Origin of the sequence: Treponema sp. HNW (genome assembly GCF_050320395.1) — a bacterium.
In the GTDB taxonomy this organism is placed as follows: Bacteria; Spirochaetota; Spirochaetia; order Treponematales; family Treponemataceae; genus Treponema_C.
On the sequence record NZ_CP144459.1, the window covers coordinates 1,982,026 to 1,998,553 of the forward strand.

Annotated in this window: 13 protein-coding genes and 1 pseudogene; 3 read left to right on the plus strand and 11 right to left on the minus strand. The window is 42.6% G+C overall.

Annotated features, from left to right (window positions below; genetic code table 11):
- Positions 1–65: 65 nt before the first annotated feature.
- The 7 genes from V1L52_RS09140 to V1L52_RS09170 form a co-directional block, all read right to left on the minus strand.
- Complete coding sequence (locus V1L52_RS09140) at positions 66–1,673, minus strand: ABC transporter ATP-binding protein (protein WP_428768977.1); 1,608 nt, start codon at positions 1,671–1,673, stop codon at positions 66–68.
- Positions 1,667–2,377, minus strand: coding sequence for an energy-coupling factor transporter transmembrane component T (locus V1L52_RS09145; protein WP_428768979.1), 711 nt, complete (start codon positions 2,375–2,377; stop codon positions 1,667–1,669). Before V1L52_RS09145 ends, V1L52_RS09140 begins: the two co-directional genes overlap by 7 nt.
- A gap of 200 nt (positions 2,378–2,577) precedes the next feature.
- Entirely contained in the window at positions 2,578–3,159 is a 582-nt protein-coding gene (locus V1L52_RS09150) for an MptD family putative ECF transporter S component (protein WP_428768981.1), read from the minus strand.
- Positions 3,160–3,677: 518 nt separating this feature from the next.
- Positions 3,678–5,417, minus strand: coding sequence for an ABC transporter ATP-binding protein (locus V1L52_RS09155; protein ID WP_428768983.1), 1,740 nt, complete (start codon positions 5,415–5,417; stop codon positions 3,678–3,680).
- Between the two features lie 60 nt (positions 5,418–5,477).
- Positions 5,478–6,506, minus strand: coding sequence for a methyltransferase (locus tag V1L52_RS09160; protein WP_428768985.1), 1,029 nt, complete (start codon positions 6,504–6,506; stop codon positions 5,478–5,480).
- A gap of 25 nt (positions 6,507–6,531) precedes the next feature.
- Positions 6,532–8,499, minus strand: a complete 1,968-nt coding sequence (locus tag V1L52_RS09165) for an ABC transporter ATP-binding protein (RefSeq protein ID WP_428768986.1) — start codon at positions 8,497–8,499, stop codon at positions 6,532–6,534.
- A 165-nt stretch (positions 8,500–8,664) separates the two neighbouring features.
- Positions 8,665–9,345 (minus strand): TetR/AcrR family transcriptional regulator, encoded by a 681-nt coding sequence (locus V1L52_RS09170; protein ID WP_428768988.1) that lies wholly within the window; start codon positions 9,343–9,345, stop codon positions 8,665–8,667.
- 80 nt (positions 9,346–9,425) lie between these two features.
- On the opposite strand from V1L52_RS09170, the gene V1L52_RS09175 reads away from it, so the two are divergent.
- Positions 9,426–9,614, plus strand: a complete 189-nt coding sequence (locus tag V1L52_RS09175) for an AbrB/MazE/SpoVT family DNA-binding domain-containing protein (RefSeq protein WP_428771822.1) — start codon at positions 9,426–9,428, stop codon at positions 9,612–9,614.
- A gap of 48 nt (positions 9,615–9,662) precedes the next feature.
- Positions 9,663–9,743: pseudogene (locus tag V1L52_RS09180) on the plus strand (PIN domain nuclease); the annotation flags it as partial.
- Positions 9,744–9,832: 89 nt separating this feature from the next.
- Here the strand turns inward: V1L52_RS09180 and V1L52_RS09185 are convergent.
- Both V1L52_RS09185 and V1L52_RS09190 read right to left on the minus strand, forming a co-directional pair.
- Positions 9,833–10,582, minus strand: a complete 750-nt coding sequence (locus V1L52_RS09185) for an MORN repeat-containing protein (RefSeq protein WP_428768990.1) — start codon at positions 10,580–10,582, stop codon at positions 9,833–9,835.
- A 143-nt stretch (positions 10,583–10,725) separates the two neighbouring features.
- A complete protein-coding gene (locus V1L52_RS09190; RefSeq protein WP_428768992.1) occupies positions 10,726–11,385 on the minus strand; it encodes a hypothetical protein in 660 nt (219 codons plus the stop codon).
- Between the two features lie 142 nt (positions 11,386–11,527).
- Here V1L52_RS09190 and V1L52_RS09195 point away from each other — a divergent pair, with 142 nt between their 5' ends.
- Positions 11,528–13,801: a peptidase U32 family protein gene (locus tag V1L52_RS09195; protein ID WP_428771824.1), complete on the plus strand. Its 2,274-nt coding sequence runs from the start codon at positions 11,528–11,530 to the stop codon at positions 13,799–13,801.
- 131 nt (positions 13,802–13,932) lie between these two features.
- Here V1L52_RS09195 and V1L52_RS09200 read toward each other — a convergent pair whose 3' ends face one another.
- Both V1L52_RS09200 and V1L52_RS09205 read right to left on the minus strand, forming a co-directional pair.
- Entirely contained in the window at positions 13,933–14,370 is a 438-nt protein-coding gene (locus V1L52_RS09200; protein ID WP_428768994.1) for a single-stranded DNA-binding protein, read from the minus strand.
- 155 nt (positions 14,371–14,525) lie between these two features.
- The gene (locus tag V1L52_RS09205) at positions 14,526–16,475 is read right to left on the minus strand and encodes a hypothetical protein (protein WP_428768995.1); all 1,950 of its coding nucleotides are present in this window, start codon (positions 16,473–16,475) and stop codon (positions 14,526–14,528) included.
- Between the last annotated feature and the right edge of the window lie 53 nt (positions 16,476–16,528).

A 16,528-nucleotide genomic window follows, 5' to 3' on the forward strand; every position in this document is an offset into this window, starting at 1 on the left:
AGTGTACCCCGCCCGCAGTCTAAAATCAAGTACCGAAGTACTAAAATGCAGCTGCAGCACTGAAATCACACAAGAGTCTTTTTGGCAGGCTGCTTCAAACTTGTGTCCGCCTCCGATTTTAAAAGACGGAACAGGCGCTGCGCTTCGTTTTTATCAAAGGGCTTGTGAGAAGCAAGCCTGCCCTCTTTCATAAGAATAACTTCATCGGCGACAAGGCTTAAAAATTCAAAATCGTGGCTGATAATTAAAATCAGGATTTCCGGCGAACGTATCGAATTGATAAGGCGGGCGGTTTCTTTCATGTGAAAATAATCCATACCCGAAGTCGGCTCGTCCATAATTATGATATTCGCACCGGAGCCGACGGCAGCCCCTATCGAAATGCGCTGCTTTTGCCCGCCGGATAAGCTCAACGGATGACGTTCTTTTACTTCCCTCAAATTCATTTTTTGTAAAATCTCATCGGCGGTAAGAGTGTTCGAAGATTCCGAACTTCGCTCCTTATTTTTGCCCAATTCGATTTCATCGGCGGCGCTTTCCGTAAAAAGCTGATACCCTACATCCTGCATAACAAGGTAAGAAAGCTCAAGCCGCTTTTTGGCCCTTATTTTATTACCGCCGTAAAAGACGCAGTCCCGTTTCGGCTTGAGCAAACCGGCAAGACATTGGGCAAAGGTGCTTTTGCCCTGACCGTTTTTTCCCGTAAGCGCGATAATTTTACCGAAATCAAGGCGTACATTACGAATATCCAAAAAATCGGCTTTTGATTTCGGAAAGCGGTATGAAAGATGCTCTATGCCTAAAAAAAGAGGTTCTCCCGCGGAAACTTCAGATGAGCCTTGATTTTCTGTTCCGGCACTGAGGTTTTCAGTCTTTGTTTTATCCGCTTTTTCCGGCACAAAGAACTCGGTACTCAGGGGACGCAGCAAAAGTTCTTTACATTCTTTTTCGCCGAGATTTATAAATTCCGTCCGGCTAAAGACTTGAGCGATTTTTCCGTTCTTAATTAAAAAAGCGCGGTCGATTATATCTTTGAGAAAATACAGGCGGTGCTCGCTGATGATGAGCGTTTTTCCGGCATCTTTTAGAAGACGTAAAAGACCCGCAATTTTTTCGATATAATATAAATCGAGGTTTGAAGTCGGCTCGTCGAATACGATAATATCGGTATCGGATGCGAGGGCGGAGGCAATCGCTATCATTTGTTTTTCACCGCCGGAGAGGTTAAAAATATTGCGGTCAAGGAGGCGCTCAATATCGAGAAAGGCCGATACAAAACGTAATCGTTCTTGCATTTTTTCAAAGGGAGTTCCCGTATTTTCGAGAAAAAACAGTATCTCGGAAGTGGTATCCAAATTAAAAAACTGAGACTTCGGATTTTGAAAAACCGTTGCAACTTTTTTTGAAATATCGTAGATGGGTTTTCCCGCACTGTCTTCGTTTAAAATCCCGATTTTTCCGGACAGTTTTCCTTCATAGTAATTGGGAATCAAGCCGTTTATCGCCCGCAAAAGACTTGTTTTTCCGCAGCCCGATATACCGGTGAATAAAATACATTCGCCCTTCCGTACGTTAAGGGATATGCCGTCCAAGGCGTGAAGTTCGCCGCCCGATACCGAAGCGGAAGCATATGTAAAAAAAAGGTTTTGAATATCGACGGCGGAGTTTACCATATGTACATCCTTGTTCCGGCCGCAGCGACGAACACCGCAACGATATAGAGAAAAATAAAAATATCGGCAAGCGTAAAACGGGCGGTTTTGTAGCGGACTTTTTTTCCGGGAGCGTCGACCCCCTTTGTATGTCCTGCCGCCGCAAGTTCATCGCCTATACGGGATGCCGATGACAAAAGAGGCACCATGACGTATTCAAGGGTAAGCAGGGGTTTCCGTATAACGTTCAAGGCATTTAAGCCGATACCGCGCATTTTCATTGCATTTTTTATATTGGCATATTCTTCCTGCAGAGTCGGGAAAAAGCGGAACATAACGGCAACGGTGATAACGAGGGAATACGGCAGTTTTAATTTTTCGAGAGCATTCATAATCAGCCCGACGGGGGTTGAATCGATGAGATATTTTCCTGCGACTATGGGCATCATAAAGCGGCGCACCATAAAACCGACCGGTAAGATAACGCTTGTAACCCCGGGAAGACTTTCGGGTAAATACGTAAGGGCTGCAAGAAAGAAAAAAAACAGCGTCAACTTTAAAGCCGCACGTACCTGTCCGTTTGTTAAAAACAAAAAGGCTAAAAGAAGGGCGCTTAGAACTTCGACATATATAGGCACCAAAATCGTGATTGATACGCCCATTGCCAAAACCAAAAAGATTTTTGTTCTGGGGTCAAGACTGACTTTTACATTTTGATTCTTCATTTTAATTTCCCGTTTTTATCTTATGCGTGAGCGATTGGAGGGGGGAGGTATATTTTTTTCAAAAAATATACCTCAGCATTTTTGACGACGCATATCGGCGGAAAAAATGCCGGCAGCCCCGCAAAGCGCGGCCGGGTTGTCAAAAAGTCGGTTACTTTTTTGACAACCCGGCACGCCCGAAAAAACATCGTTTTTAATCTTTACACCAAGCCGGCTTTTTCAAAATGTTTTTTGAGAATCTTTTTACCCAAAAGTCCGCCGAGGATTCCGCCTGCAAAGGCGGTAGCGTAGAGAATAGGCATAATCCACCACGGAAGGTTTGTGAGTTCTTCGGCATAGGCGGTACCCATCATCTTTTCGGTGAGGGCAAAATATTGCTCTTTTAAGATAAAGATTTGCCAAAATGCGCCGCAAAGCCACAGGGACATTATCGAATAGCCTGCAATGCCGCCCTTTGCGGTGTTGTACCCGATTTGTTTACGAACGAATTCGGCAAGGGCGGCGACAATGAGCGTGTGTACGGCAACGACGGGGGTGTGTCCCATAAGGGTCATAAGACAGCCGGGTATGGCGGCGAAAATAAAGAGGCCGAAGGGTTTTTGTACCTTTGCAAGCAAAAACATCGCCGCAATGCCTAAAAGCAGGCTGACCGTAAAGGGAAAGGCCAAATAGGTAACAACTAAAAAGCCCAGCGGCGTTCCGATGACAAAAAGTCCGACAAAATAAATCACGGAGAAAATACCGATATTTATCAAATCCTTTAAAACCAATTTGTTGTTCATACAACCTCCAAAAAAATTAGATGAGCAATTCATCAGAACTTATCAGTTCTGTTCTGCAAGGAAATGTATTATACATATCCGCTAAAGCGGATTGCGAATCAGAATTGCGAATGTAATTTTTTACGCACTTTCGTAATGCAATGAGAAAGTGCATACAATACGCGATGTTTCGCGCTTGCTGCGAAACTCGCCGTTGAAGCGGAAGACACCATTTGTGTCTGCAGCTTCAACAAACCTCCAAAAAAATTAGATGAGCAATTCATCATCGCTTAACCGCTCTGTTCTGCAAGGAAATGTATTATACATATCCGCTAAAGCGGATTGCGAATCAGAATTGCGAATGTAATTTTTTACGCACTTTCGTAATGCAATGAGAAAGTGCATACAATACGCGATGTTTCGCGCTTGCTGCGAAACTCGCCGTTGAAGCGGAAGACACCATTTGTGTCTGCAGCTTCAACAAACCTCCAAAATTATTAATGTATAATTGCTAATGTTTAATTAGTAATCAGGAATTATTATGCCGACCAGCTTTCACTCTCCTTTTGCAGCCTATACATCACGGGGTACGAGGAGCTTCCCTTCATCAATTGTTCGTGAGTACCTATTTCTTCTATTTTGCCTTCTTTGAGGACAACAATTTTATCTGCGTGTTCTATTGTTCTTAAACGGTGAGCAATAACAATGACGGTTTTATTTTTGACCAGCTTACTCAATGCTTCTTGAATAAGCGTTTCGTTTTCCGGGTCGAGGGCTGCCGTGGCTTCATCTAGCAAAATAATAGGCGCATCTTTTAAAAGTGCGCGGGCAATGGAAAGCCGCTGCCGCTCCCCGCCTGAAAGGGTGTAGCCGTTTTCACCGATAACCGTATCGTAGCCTTCGGGCAGTTTTTCGATAAAATCATGGCAGCGTGCAGCTTTTGCGGCTGCAAGCACTTGTTCTTTGGTTGCGTCCTTATTGCCGACGAGGATATTGTTGTACACCGTGTCGTTAAAAAGCACGACATCTTGAAACACAATTGAAAAAGCCGTTAAAAGCGTTTCAGGCTCTACTGTACAAACGTCAACCCCGCCAACACGTACCGTACCGGAAGAAGTATCCCAAAAGCGTGCTGCAAGACGGGCAATCGTAGATTTTCCGCAGCCTGAATGCCCGACAAGGGCGGTTATTTCTCCCTGCTTTGCGGTAAAGCTGATATTGCTTACCGTGTCGCGGTTTGCATCATCATTGTATGAAAAAGAAACATTGTCGTATTGAATGTCGTAGCCGTTGGGATTAAACGTTTCGCTTCCTTTCTGCTTGGGATAGTTTATAATTTCCAGCTGGCGTTCAACTGCCGTCCGTGCATGAAAAAATTCGCCCAGCAGCATAAAAACGGCGGTAAGGGGTTCAAAAATTCTTCCTGCAATCAGCAAAAAAACAAGATAGGTAAAAAGCGGCAATGTCCCTTGTGCAAACAAAATTGCCCCGATTGCAATAACCAAAGGAAAGCCAAAGCGGATAACAATGATGGAGCCTATCATAGTAGAGCCGACAAATAATTCAGCCTTTACCGCTTCGGTTGTGCTGTATGCAATATCGGCTTTTACCTTTTGAACATAGCTTTCTTTTTTGTCGGAAGATTTAAGCACCTTTATGTTATCAAGCATCTGTTGGATTGAATTGTAAATGCCGAAAAGAATTCCGTTCACACGAACTGCATAGCGGCGTGCCTTTTTACGCGACAAGTACACGAATAAAAAACCGAAAGCTGCACAGGTAAAAAGGGCAAGTGTCATACGCCAGTCAAAAAAGGCGAGCATTGCCGCCGATATGATGATTGAAGCTATCGCCCCGAATAATTCTGCCCCTGTGTGTCCAAGTGCATGTTCTATTGTAGTAACATCGTTTAAAAGCGTTGCCGTCAAATCGGACAAATCTTTTTTTCCGAAATACGAAAGGGGCAGTTTTCGGATATGTTCGGCAAGAGAAATACGCACGTTCGCCGCTTCTTCATAGCAGGTATTGAACGTTTTGCGGTATTTCAGTTTTTCAATCAAAAAAAGAACAAAAACGATTAAGACACACAAACCGGTAATCGCCCACGCATTGAGTGCCGAAAACGTACCGCCCTCCAAAGGCTTTAAAAGCTCTTCAAGCACATAAAATGAAAGACCGAGCGGCACAATCAAAAACAAGTTCCCTAAGGTTGCAATTAATACTGCCTTATTTAAGTCTCCTGCCCCTTTGTCCGACAGTGCAAAATATTTTTTTAACATAAAACCTCCTGTAATAATTCTTAATCAGGAATTAACTAATTACGCATTACGAAGTCCCAATTATCCCTTCTCTTTTCTCAATACGTCCATATCAAGATCAAGGTGTCCGCCTGAAGTTATAAGCGTTTTTTTGCAAACGGCGGCAAAGCCCGCTTTGATGCCTGCTTCGCGTACGGCGTCTTTTATCATCTCCATATCAATACCCTTCATGCGCTGCGGCATCCACGAAAGTACCATAGTCCACGGTGCGCTGTAGTCTTTTTCGATACCGTCGGATATGCAAATAAAAAGTCCGCCGGGATTTAATGCCTTGTATATTTTTTTCATAAACTCATCGATGCACCCCTTAGCCGCATACACGGAGTTTGAAGAAAAAATGACATCGTAACCCGCCCCGATTTCTTCTTTTGTAAAATCCCCGCACATAATCGAAGTCTGTTTTTGCATACGGGTAAGCTCTATTGACTTTTCGATAATAGGACGCATATCAGGCATATCGTATAGAACAAGGTTCATATCGGGATGTTCCTTTGCAAGATTCAGCATATAGAGCCCCGCACCGCAGCCTAAATCAAGTACCTTTTTTGCGTTCCGCACGCCTTCAATTTCGCCTAAGGCGGCTTTTATATGTTTTGCACTATAGCCGGACTGAACGGCGCGCATAAGGTTTCCCATTGCGGCAAAATCGAATCCGCTGTCCTTTACACCTGCTTCATCCTGTGCCTGCGGCTCTTTTTGCAAAAGCGGTGTTATATCTTCCGGAAAGGAGCCGCCCATATCCGTACCGAAATACTCAAGTACGGCTCCCGCATAATCACCGCTTTCTTTTACAAGATACTTATCCGTATATTCAAAATTGCGGTACCGGTTCCCGTCTTTTGTCAGGTACTCCAAAGAAAAAAGCGTCTGTAAAAAAATTTCGGTATTTTCCCTGTTCCAGCCTTTTTTCTCCGCCAGTCGCCCGCTTTCCTGCGGCGTTTTCAACTCATCAAAAATGCCGAGCCGCAGCGCATTCATAATAATCTTAGGCACCGGCGAATAGTACGGCATTTCCAGCACTTCTCTCAAAAAATCATTTTCGGTTTTCATAGCTATCTCATTCCTAATTCACAAGTTAAGCATTAGCTGCCAGTTTCCAGCTGATACCCGATTGGAAGTTGTTCCACATCTTGCTGTAGAGGCCTCCCTTTGCCGAAAGCTCCGCATGGGTGCCGGCTTCTTCAATTTTACCGTTATTGATAACGCAGATTTTGTCCGCATTCACAATAGAAGAAAGGCGATGGGCAATCATAATGACGGTTTTGTTTTTAAGGAGCTGACTGAACGTCTTTTTGATTTTATGCTCGTTTTCCGCATCGGCAAAACTGGTAGCTTCATCAAGCACGACAATGGGAGCGTCCTGTAAAAGGGCGCGGGCAACGGCAAGCCGCTGAGCTTCTCCGCCTGAAACATACGTCCCCTTGGTGCCGTACACAGTGTCTATGCCATTTGGAAGTTTTTCGATAATGTCCATGCACTCAGCCTTTTCAAGCACTGCAAGCACTTCTTCACGCGTTGCGTCTTTTTTGCCGTAGCGGATATTTTCAAAAATGCTTTCGTTAAAAAGTTTATTTTCCTGAAACACAAAGCTGATAAGGTGCATAAGGTCATCAGTTTTGATATTCTTAATGTTCACGCCGCCGATGGTAATTTCCCCCGAATCTAGCTCCCAAAAGCGTCCGAGCAAATTGACTAACGTTGTCTTTCCTCCGCCCGAAGGCCCTACAAGGGCGGTAAGCGTATGTTCGGGAAGGTTAAGCGATATATCGTCAATCGCTTTTTTGAATGAGATGCAGGCTTTTTCCGATTGACCGTCTGCCCGCTCCTGTTCCGCCTTTCCGCCGCTTCCCTTTGAGTCCGCCGCCGTATTTGCGGTTTTTTCTTCCGTATCCTCGCCCTTTGAGCCTTGCACCGTGCTTTCGGCATTTTCTTTATAAGAGAACACAACATCTTTAAAAGCAATGTCGAACCTTTGCGGCATAACGGACTTTTCAGGCTCCGGAGCGGCTTTTTCATTTAAAATAGCTTCAATACGGTTTAGGGCATCGCCGCCTTGCATATTCAAACTGGAGCCGTACATGATTTTTATCATCATATTGAGCATAACAGGCGAAAGTGAAAGATAGAAAATAAAGCCGTATAAAAACTTTGCATAGCCTTCACCTTGTATTACCGTACCTGCAAAAATAATGGCAGCCGGTACCAAAAACACAAAGCCCGCTTTTAAAAGGGAAAGAAAAATAGAATAACCGTTTTCCCAGCTCATCGAATATTTTAAAACGTAATCGCGGTAGTTTATAATTGAAGTATAAAAATCCTTAAAACGGTGTACCGATTGATTAAAGGTTTTTACTACCGAAATGCCGCGGATATATTCGGTTCCTGCACTGTTCATTTTTTCTAAGGCATTTTCGTAATTTTCCATAAAGCCCATTTTTTGCCCCTTTGCCATCATTACCCCTTGCAATATAAAGGCAATAACAAGCGGCAAAAACGAAATAAGCCCGAAGCGCCAATCAAAAAAGAACATCAAAAACAAAACTGCAATGGGCGTTACCGCATTTTGTACAACATCGGGAAGCATGTGAGCGATAAGAGCTTCAAGCGAATAAACGTTTTTTTCAAAAACCTTGCGTACCGAACCGCTTGCATGTGTTGTATGCCAGCCGACAGGAAGACGTGCAAAGGTATCCGTTAAGCGCATATTTAAATTCCCCATTAGGTTAAAGGCGGTAAGATGCGAACACATAAGTGCACCAAAATAGAGGAGGAATCCCGCTGCTGCCGCAATAAGAGCGGTAAGCCCGTAGATAAGCATTTGCCCCACATTAACAGTAGTTCCCGCCGTATATGCCGAAATAATATCCCGCATAACATAAAACACAACCGCATACGGAACCAGCATTGCAAGCGTGCTTAAACCCGACAAAAAAAGCGACAAATAGATAAAGGGCTTGTGTTTTCCCGCATAGGCTAAAATACGGCTTACAACTCCTGCCTGCTTTTCCTTTTTAGGCGTTTTCTTTTCTTCGGTTTTATTCATTGTGTGCTCCTAAAATCGGCCCGTGAAGATGCCGCGATTTTTTTTTACGATTTGAACCGTCAAAACATTCAACAACAATTATTTAGTATATACTAACATAACAAAGTTATGTTAGTAATTTATAATTATTTTGTCAAGAGAAGGGGTGCGGCTTATAAGGCGTTTTTACGGTCTGTATGAGGGAGCCGGATCCAAAAAAATCTTTTTCCAGCCGGCTTCATAAAAATCGTCAAGAATCAAAACATAACGCCGGGCCTTTTCATACGGAAGATTGCGCCGTATCGTTGTAAATAGACATTCCCAAAATGTTTTATCGATAGTAATAAAAAGTTCAACATCGATATAGGGAAGGCGCTGCATAACCGGAGATTCACTGTAAGCATAGATATCCGCTTTTTTAAGGGTATCCATCATTTTATCGAATAAGTGCTCGTATTCGGTGCCTTTGGCTGCGCACAGAAGCAGCCTCATCGCGTCAAAGTGCCGGTAGACGTACTCAAGCATTGCCTTACGCTCTTCCAAACGGAAAGCCCTGCGTTTTTCCGTTTCGGCAAAGGGAATTGCAAAATGCCGCTTATACATCAGTTTTTGTTTTTGCAGCAGTTCAAAGTACGTATCTTTTACCAAGGCGTCAAAGAGGGCCGCTTTATTTTTAAAATGGAAATACACGGAGCCGGTAGTGACTCCCGCCTTTTTTGCAATATCGCGTATATTGCTTTTTTCCCAGCCTTTTTTTAAGAATTCTTTAGCGGCATATTTTAATATACGCTCTTTCGATGAGCTTCCTCTTCCGTTATCGCCATTTTTTCGGGAAAGAGCTTTTGCAGCCCCAAGCGCTTTTTCCATAACGGCGTTATGCTAAGTTATTTTGATTTTTTTGTCAAGGAAAGCCCGCATACGTCTCAATATAGCATTTTTTAAGAACTCTGCTTCAATTAAAAACCGGTGATAAAATCTTTTTTGAAGAAAAAAAAGGAAAAATGTATATTACAAATGCTTCTCAAATAACCTTGTCACACGCTCAAGCTCAAATGCAGGGAGAAGCAAAAAAAGCAGGCTTTCAAACCGAAGACGATGTTATCGCATATATCAAAGAACTAAGGAAAGCGCGTTGAGGGGTTGTGTTGATACAAACATCGTTATTTCCGTAATCCTTTTTCCCGAATTTTGAAGATATAAAAATTGATAAACCGTTAATTTTTACGCCGACAAAATATTTTGAATTGATTGAAGCAAAAATATAAACCGATAATAAGCTAAATCAAATATTCATAAATAGTACCCCCTTCAGCGGAAAAAGCTTGCTAAAGGGCCGGGCTTTACAAGGCCGATTTTACTCTTTTATCCGGCGAGTTTGGTATAGTTCATTCCTTTTAGACAGTGCCATAATGCAAAATATATTTATACAAATTGAAATTAAAAACAATATTATGAGAACCGGTAATAAAACAGCTTTATTCTTACTCTTCAAATATTCTTCAGGCAGATTTCCTCTCGAAAAGATGCCCGTATATACCTTCCCTATACTTAATGTAAGCGTTCCTTCTCCATCAAAATAATTATCCTTAAAATTCCCGACGTAATAGTCGCCTGCTTCATTTTTATATACGCCCTTGCCTTGTAAAAGCCCGTTCACAAAACGACCATAGAAGGAATCTCCGTTTTTTAAGATCATAACACCTTCGCCATTTAAATAACCGTTTTGAAATGTGCCGCTACCGGTATTACCCGCTACATCAACAAGCTTACCGTGTCCGTCATAGAGTCCGTCTTTAAATTCACCTTCATATTTCGCTCCATTACTAAGCATTATTTTTCCTCTTCCGGTTTGCATACCGTTTAAGAAATCTCCTTCATATACGTATAAACGGGTTGTCAGCTTACCTTTGCCGTTATATAATCCGTCCTTGAATTCTCCTTCGTATTTATCTCCGTTTTCCCAAATTTGAATTGCGTGTCCATGAAACAATCCTTTTTGTAAATTACCCGAATAAGTAGAACCGTCCGGCATTTGCACCGTATCCGCATATGCGGCACCAAACAATAAAGGCAAAAAAATAATCATCACAAAGTATTTCTTCATTTTATTCTCTCCTCTACAGTCCATCATCGTACTTTTTCGTTATTCAATTCGAAGTATGCCTTCCTTTACAAAGAAATTATTGACAGCAATCGAATCTATCATCTTCCGACGAAAAATATCTTACCGCATCGGAATGAAATCAGTCAATCAGATTTTTCTCCCTCGAAAACCAATGAATATATGTTAATTTTTCCGACTTCAATCTTGAGCGGTGTATCCGATATTCCATATCTGATTATCACATACGTATCTTTTAATTCAAATTCCAACCACAAATAATTTCGGGATAAGCCTGCTCTATATTTATCCAGACGAAAAGTTTTTATTAAAGTTTGATTCTCCAATTCATATATTGATATATCCAAAGGAGCTCCTTTGGGAAAATTCATACTAAAGACATCCGCTATTTCATTATGATTTTCAACGGCACATAAAGAAGAAGTTATTATTTTTGAATCCTTTGTGATGAAGAATGTATAACCTGTTTCAATCTGTGTATAAATCATTTCTCTTTTTTTCACATCATAAAAGAATAATCTTCCGTACTGGGAAATGCGGGAGCTGCCCGTATCAATAAAATAAATTCGGTCATTATGAATTTGATAGCCGTAAAAATAACTAAAGGGTAAAACTTCAACAACGTTATTATTTAGAACTATTTCATATTCCATAGTTTCAAAATTTTCATTTACTTTTACCGAATAAGCTTCTGCCGAACATAAAATATTCACGAAAATCGCAATTATCGGTATCAACAATAATTTTTTCATATAAGGATTAACCGCATGCATAATTTCTCCCATAGTCCGTACCCTATTAAAATTCTTCCTCTATAAAACTTATATTAAAATCCTTAAAATTTCTATACAGAGTCAATTATTATATTGCCCGCCCCGCTTCTCCCCTCCCCTATTCTTTTTGCGGTTTTTGGTGTATACTCAACTTATTATGGCTGAATTATTAGCTCCTGCGGGCAACATAGAAGCTTTGGACGCGGCAATAGGCGAGGGTGCCGATGCCGTCTATATGGGACTTAAAAGTTTTAATGCCCGTTTACGCTCCTCGAATTTTGCGTGGAATCAATTTGAAGCGGCGGTTGAAGCCGTACACCGGCAAAAGAAAAAAATATATGTAACGGTCAATACGGTTATCGAAGAAAGCGAAACCGAACGCTTATACCGTTTTTTATCCTATTTGAATAAGGTCGGCCCCGATGCCCTGATTGTTCAGGATTTCGGCATCGTGCGCATGGTACAGGAATTCTTTCCGAAACTTGAACTGCACGCTTCAACTCAAATGAATATTGCAAGTGCGGCAGCCGTAAACCTTTTAAGCAAAGAAGGCATAAAACGCGTCGTTTTGGCGCGGGAATTAAACCTTGAAGAAATATCTTCAATAAAACGCAGCACCTCTTCCGAATTGGAAGTGTTTGTACACGGCGCCCTCTGCGTAAGCGAATCGGGCTTGTGTCTTTTTTCAAGTTTTTTGGGCGGAAAATCGGCAAACCGCGGTATGTGTACACAAGCGTGCCGCCGTTATTACGAAGCCGAACTTCCCGGAGGCGCAAAAGAAAAAGGCTATTATTTTTCGCCGCACGACTTGCAGCTTATAGACCGCCTTCCCGCCCTGATAAAAGCGGGGGTAGACTCATTTAAAATAGAAGGACGCATGAAAAGCGCCGAATACGTCGGAAGCGTAACGGCAGCCTACCGCTATGTTTTAGACAATTGGGAAAAAGATGAAAAAGGCGCCGTTGAAACGGGCAAGCGTATGCTTTCAACCGACTTTGCCCGCGCAAAAACCCGCTATTGGTTCGACGGAAGCGATGCATCAAAATTCTTAAACCCGAATCAGGCGGGCGGTACCGGTATTTATTTGGGTAAAATAGAAAGTCTGCGCTCGGAAAAAAGCTCCCGTACCGAAAATTCGGCGGCAGCCTCACCGGCGGACGGGAGTACCGATTCGGTGCAAAAATTCGCCCTTTTAAAAGGCGGCTCCTACGAGCCGGAAGCGGGAGATTCAATCCGCATCCACAAAAAAGACGATTCGGGACGTATCAGCTATAAAGTGCAGGAAGTGCAAAACACCCCAAGTTCACACGGAACAGCCGAAACATGGATAAGCGTACCGCCCGAAGCCGGACGCGGCGATCCGGTCTATCTTTTGCAAACAAAGTCCATGTCAAAGCGGTATAAGCGCGTGCTTCCCGCCGACTTATCGCCCTACCGCTTACAGCCTTCAGACGAAAGGCTTCCCATCCTCGATTTAACGCCTTTAAAAAAAGACAGCTTATCCTTTTTTCCGGAAGGTGTGTATATACAGGTGAGCACGCTTTCGGATATGCACGCATGTTTGGCGGAGCACCCGGTACGCTTTATTTTGGAATTGAACAGCGATACCCGGCGTTCCCTTATCGCAAAAAAAGAAGCGCTTCCCTGTTCGAAAAAACAGGTTTTTATTTCGCTTGACCCCTTTTGTACACCCGAAACGCAGGCCGCTTTGGAAAGCGACTTAAAAGCATTGCGCGAAGCGGGCTTTTACCAATGGATTGTAAACAATCCGGCCCATATCAATATGCTTAAATCCGAAAAGGACATTATGATAGGCGGCCCCTATTTATATACCTTTAACCGCTGGGCGGTTTCCTGGCTCGAAAATCAAAACATAGACGCTTTTATTATGAGCCACGAAAGCAGCCGAAGCACCCTCGAAAGCATTTTTGAAGGTCCTCAGCGCTCCCGCCTGATGATATGCCTCTTTGCATATCCTGCCCTCTTTCGTATGCGCTTTAAACTGCCGGACTCTTACGACTTCAGCATGTTTAATGACAGGGAGGGAATGTCGTTCAGGGCGCTTTCGACGCCGGACGGTTCCTTTGTCATGCCTGCCGACCCCTTTTCGATTATAGACCGCGTACACATACTAAAAAAGCAGGGCTTTTCGCGCTTTTTAATCGATATGTCAAAAACCGGCGTGCGGCGCGGCGATATAAAGGCTATTATGCGCGCCCTGCACAAGGGTGAAGCTCTTCCCGGCACCGAGCGTTTTAACTGGAAAGACGGCTTTTATTCTCCGACACAAAACCGCGAAGAACTTCGCCCGGCACAGCGGAAAACCGAAAAATCTTCGGCTCCGTTCAAACAGTCTAAATCCTCTTCAAAGCCGCATCCGGCGAAAAAAACGCTTTCCGGCAAAGGCGCCAGGACAAAGGGAAGATAAAGCCGAACCGGAGCCGCCATAGAGCCGGCACGCGCCGAATGAAGCATAGAAAATGCCTCAAACCCGGCATTCTTTGATACCCTCTCTTTTCGGCAGATCCGGCATTTCTCCGTTTTTCGTTCTACCTCCTTTTAGAAAACGGGAACTTCATCATATTCTTCCGTTTGTACGGCTTCTTCCTGAACGCTTGTGTCTTCAACCGCTTCGGCGATTTTTACCGCGCCCTTCGTTTGAGCGTTTTTAAAAACGGGTTTAAATTCAATGTGTTCCGCTACAATGCTGATTTTACTGCGATTTTTTTCTTCGCTGTCTACCCAGCGGCTTTGTTTTAAGCGCCCGACAACACGTACACCCCTGCCCTTGGTTCCGTTTTTCACCGTTAATTCCGCCAACTTGCCCCAAGCATCAATGTTAAAAAACGAAATTTCTTTTTCATAGCCTTCATCCTGTTTATACGTTCTCGTGCACATAATTGAAAACGTACACACACTCGTTCCCTTTGCGGTTTCGCGCAAAACCGGTTCCTGAACGATGTTTCCTTCAAGAATAATGGAATTAAGTGAATTCATAATCAAACCTCCGCAATAATTTTGTTCGGCCGTACATATATATTATTAGCGCGGAATGAAAAAAAAAGAGACTTTTTTTTAAAAAAAACGCATTTTTTTATGGATTTTTATTAATTTAAAGAGAAGATAAAAAAAAGGGAACGGAAATAAGGATATTATCCGAGTTTTACCAGACGAATAATGTACAACACAACATACATATGCAAAGGATCTTTATCCTTTATTTTTTGCAAAGCCGATGTTCTGATTAAGATACCGGCAAGGTCGTGAATGCGTTCAACCGTAAAATTCGAAGACTTCAAAGTTCTGATGGTTTTACGCATATAATCGCGTATTAAAGAATTGACATCTTCGGTAAGATCTATACGCAGCCGCTTGTCCAACAAATGATTCCATTGATTCATATATGAGGTCAATTCACGATCCAAGTCGGACCCCGGAGGTACCAAGTGTTTTTCGGCAACTTCGGCTGCGGAACGGAATTCTTTGCGCCGTTCCGTCTTTGCGTTTAAAGAGCTGTCGCTTTCATCCTGAATCTGCACATGTGCGGTTTTAATTTCCGCTTCTTCCTGTCTTTTTTTATTTTTTCTGCGCGGCCTCATAATAAAACCGGCAATCCACGAAATCGGAGGCGTGGTATACCAAAAGGGCAAGAGGATTTTTGCATCGGTTACAATTTCCGAACGAGACAACATCAACAGTTCGCTGTAGGGAAGCAGTTTTCCGTCGGCAAATAAATTAAGCGTGTGTTTTGCCCTTTCCTTCGACACAAGGGTTTCATAATATAACAGCGATAAAAAATTGGAATGCAAAAGCGCATATAAAACGGGAGCCCGAGCTAAAAGTTCCTGTTCGAGCCTTCGCTCATAAGCTTTTTTATCGTTCATTGCGGAAACCGAGTCAAAACGCTTATACAGGGCAAACCACTCCTTTGTCAAACCGCTTTTTATCGTATCGCGGGCATCGGCGCATAAGCGTATGATTAGAGGAATAACCTTTTCTTTATTGATATAATAGTATTCTCCCGTATGCAATTTAAAGGTTAACAGTTCGGGCAAATTGTTGTCGGAAAAAGCGGTTGTCTTTGCATGTAAAAAATCGGATAAATCTTTTTCGCTGTACTGTCCTAAAAGTTTGTTTCCCTTTAAGTCGGTAAAACTTTGAATCGTTTCCTTGCTGAAATAGTAGGGAGGCTTATTCAAAAGCTGTTCCAACACGCGAAGAGCTTGAGCCTTTTGATTTGCACGCTGCGATTTGTTTTTATAATAACCGAGAGCGATTTCGGTTAAGTAAATACTTTGTAAAATCGCAATATCTTCCTGGGTATAATCCTTTACCTTTTCATAATCCTGTCGGATAAAAAAGCACAGTTGTCCCCAAAAATAAAAGATTTCTCCGGAAGTACGTATGGATTCAAGAGCATCAGTAGGACGCTGTATAAACTGGGTAAAAAACGATTTTATCGATATATCTTTTCCCGGATTCGTCACCCTGAGCTTTTTAAGAAAATAATCATGGTACTCTTCTTTGCGCAGCATTTGCCGTATTTTTGCCATCGCTATATCAAGCAAAATATTCACCGATGTAACCGACGGAAAAAGAATAATCGGCAAATCTTTGGGCAAAACAAGACCGTAAAGCCGTACAGACGGCTTTTCCTTTTGCGAAGAAGCCGAACCGTCTTCTTCCTGCGTTTCATCAAATAAACGGGTAAGCAGGGCGGAAGCCTGTTGGCGCTCGGCTACCTCCAACGGTGTTTGAGACGGCAATTCCGTTATAAGAGGATAGGGAATAGCCGGATTATTCAATATTTCGCGATAACGGTTTGCATATTTTTCAACATAAAAGGATATAACAATAATCCCCTTTTTGGGCGTATCGGCATTGACAATCATAATAGAGCGTTCCGCCTCAAGAGGATCTAAATATTTTTGCAGCGGCCCTTCCGGATTTTTTAAAAATACGACCAGATCCGGCAATTCATGCAAATGGCGCTGCGCATAATATTGCATGTAAGCACAGAACTCAGCAAACGAAATGTGAGCATGATTTTGACGCTGTGCAAACAGCTTTAATAATGTTAACATGTTTACTTTATTTGCCATTACTATATTATACTACAATATTAAAACTTTTCCAATCATAAATATGCATATTC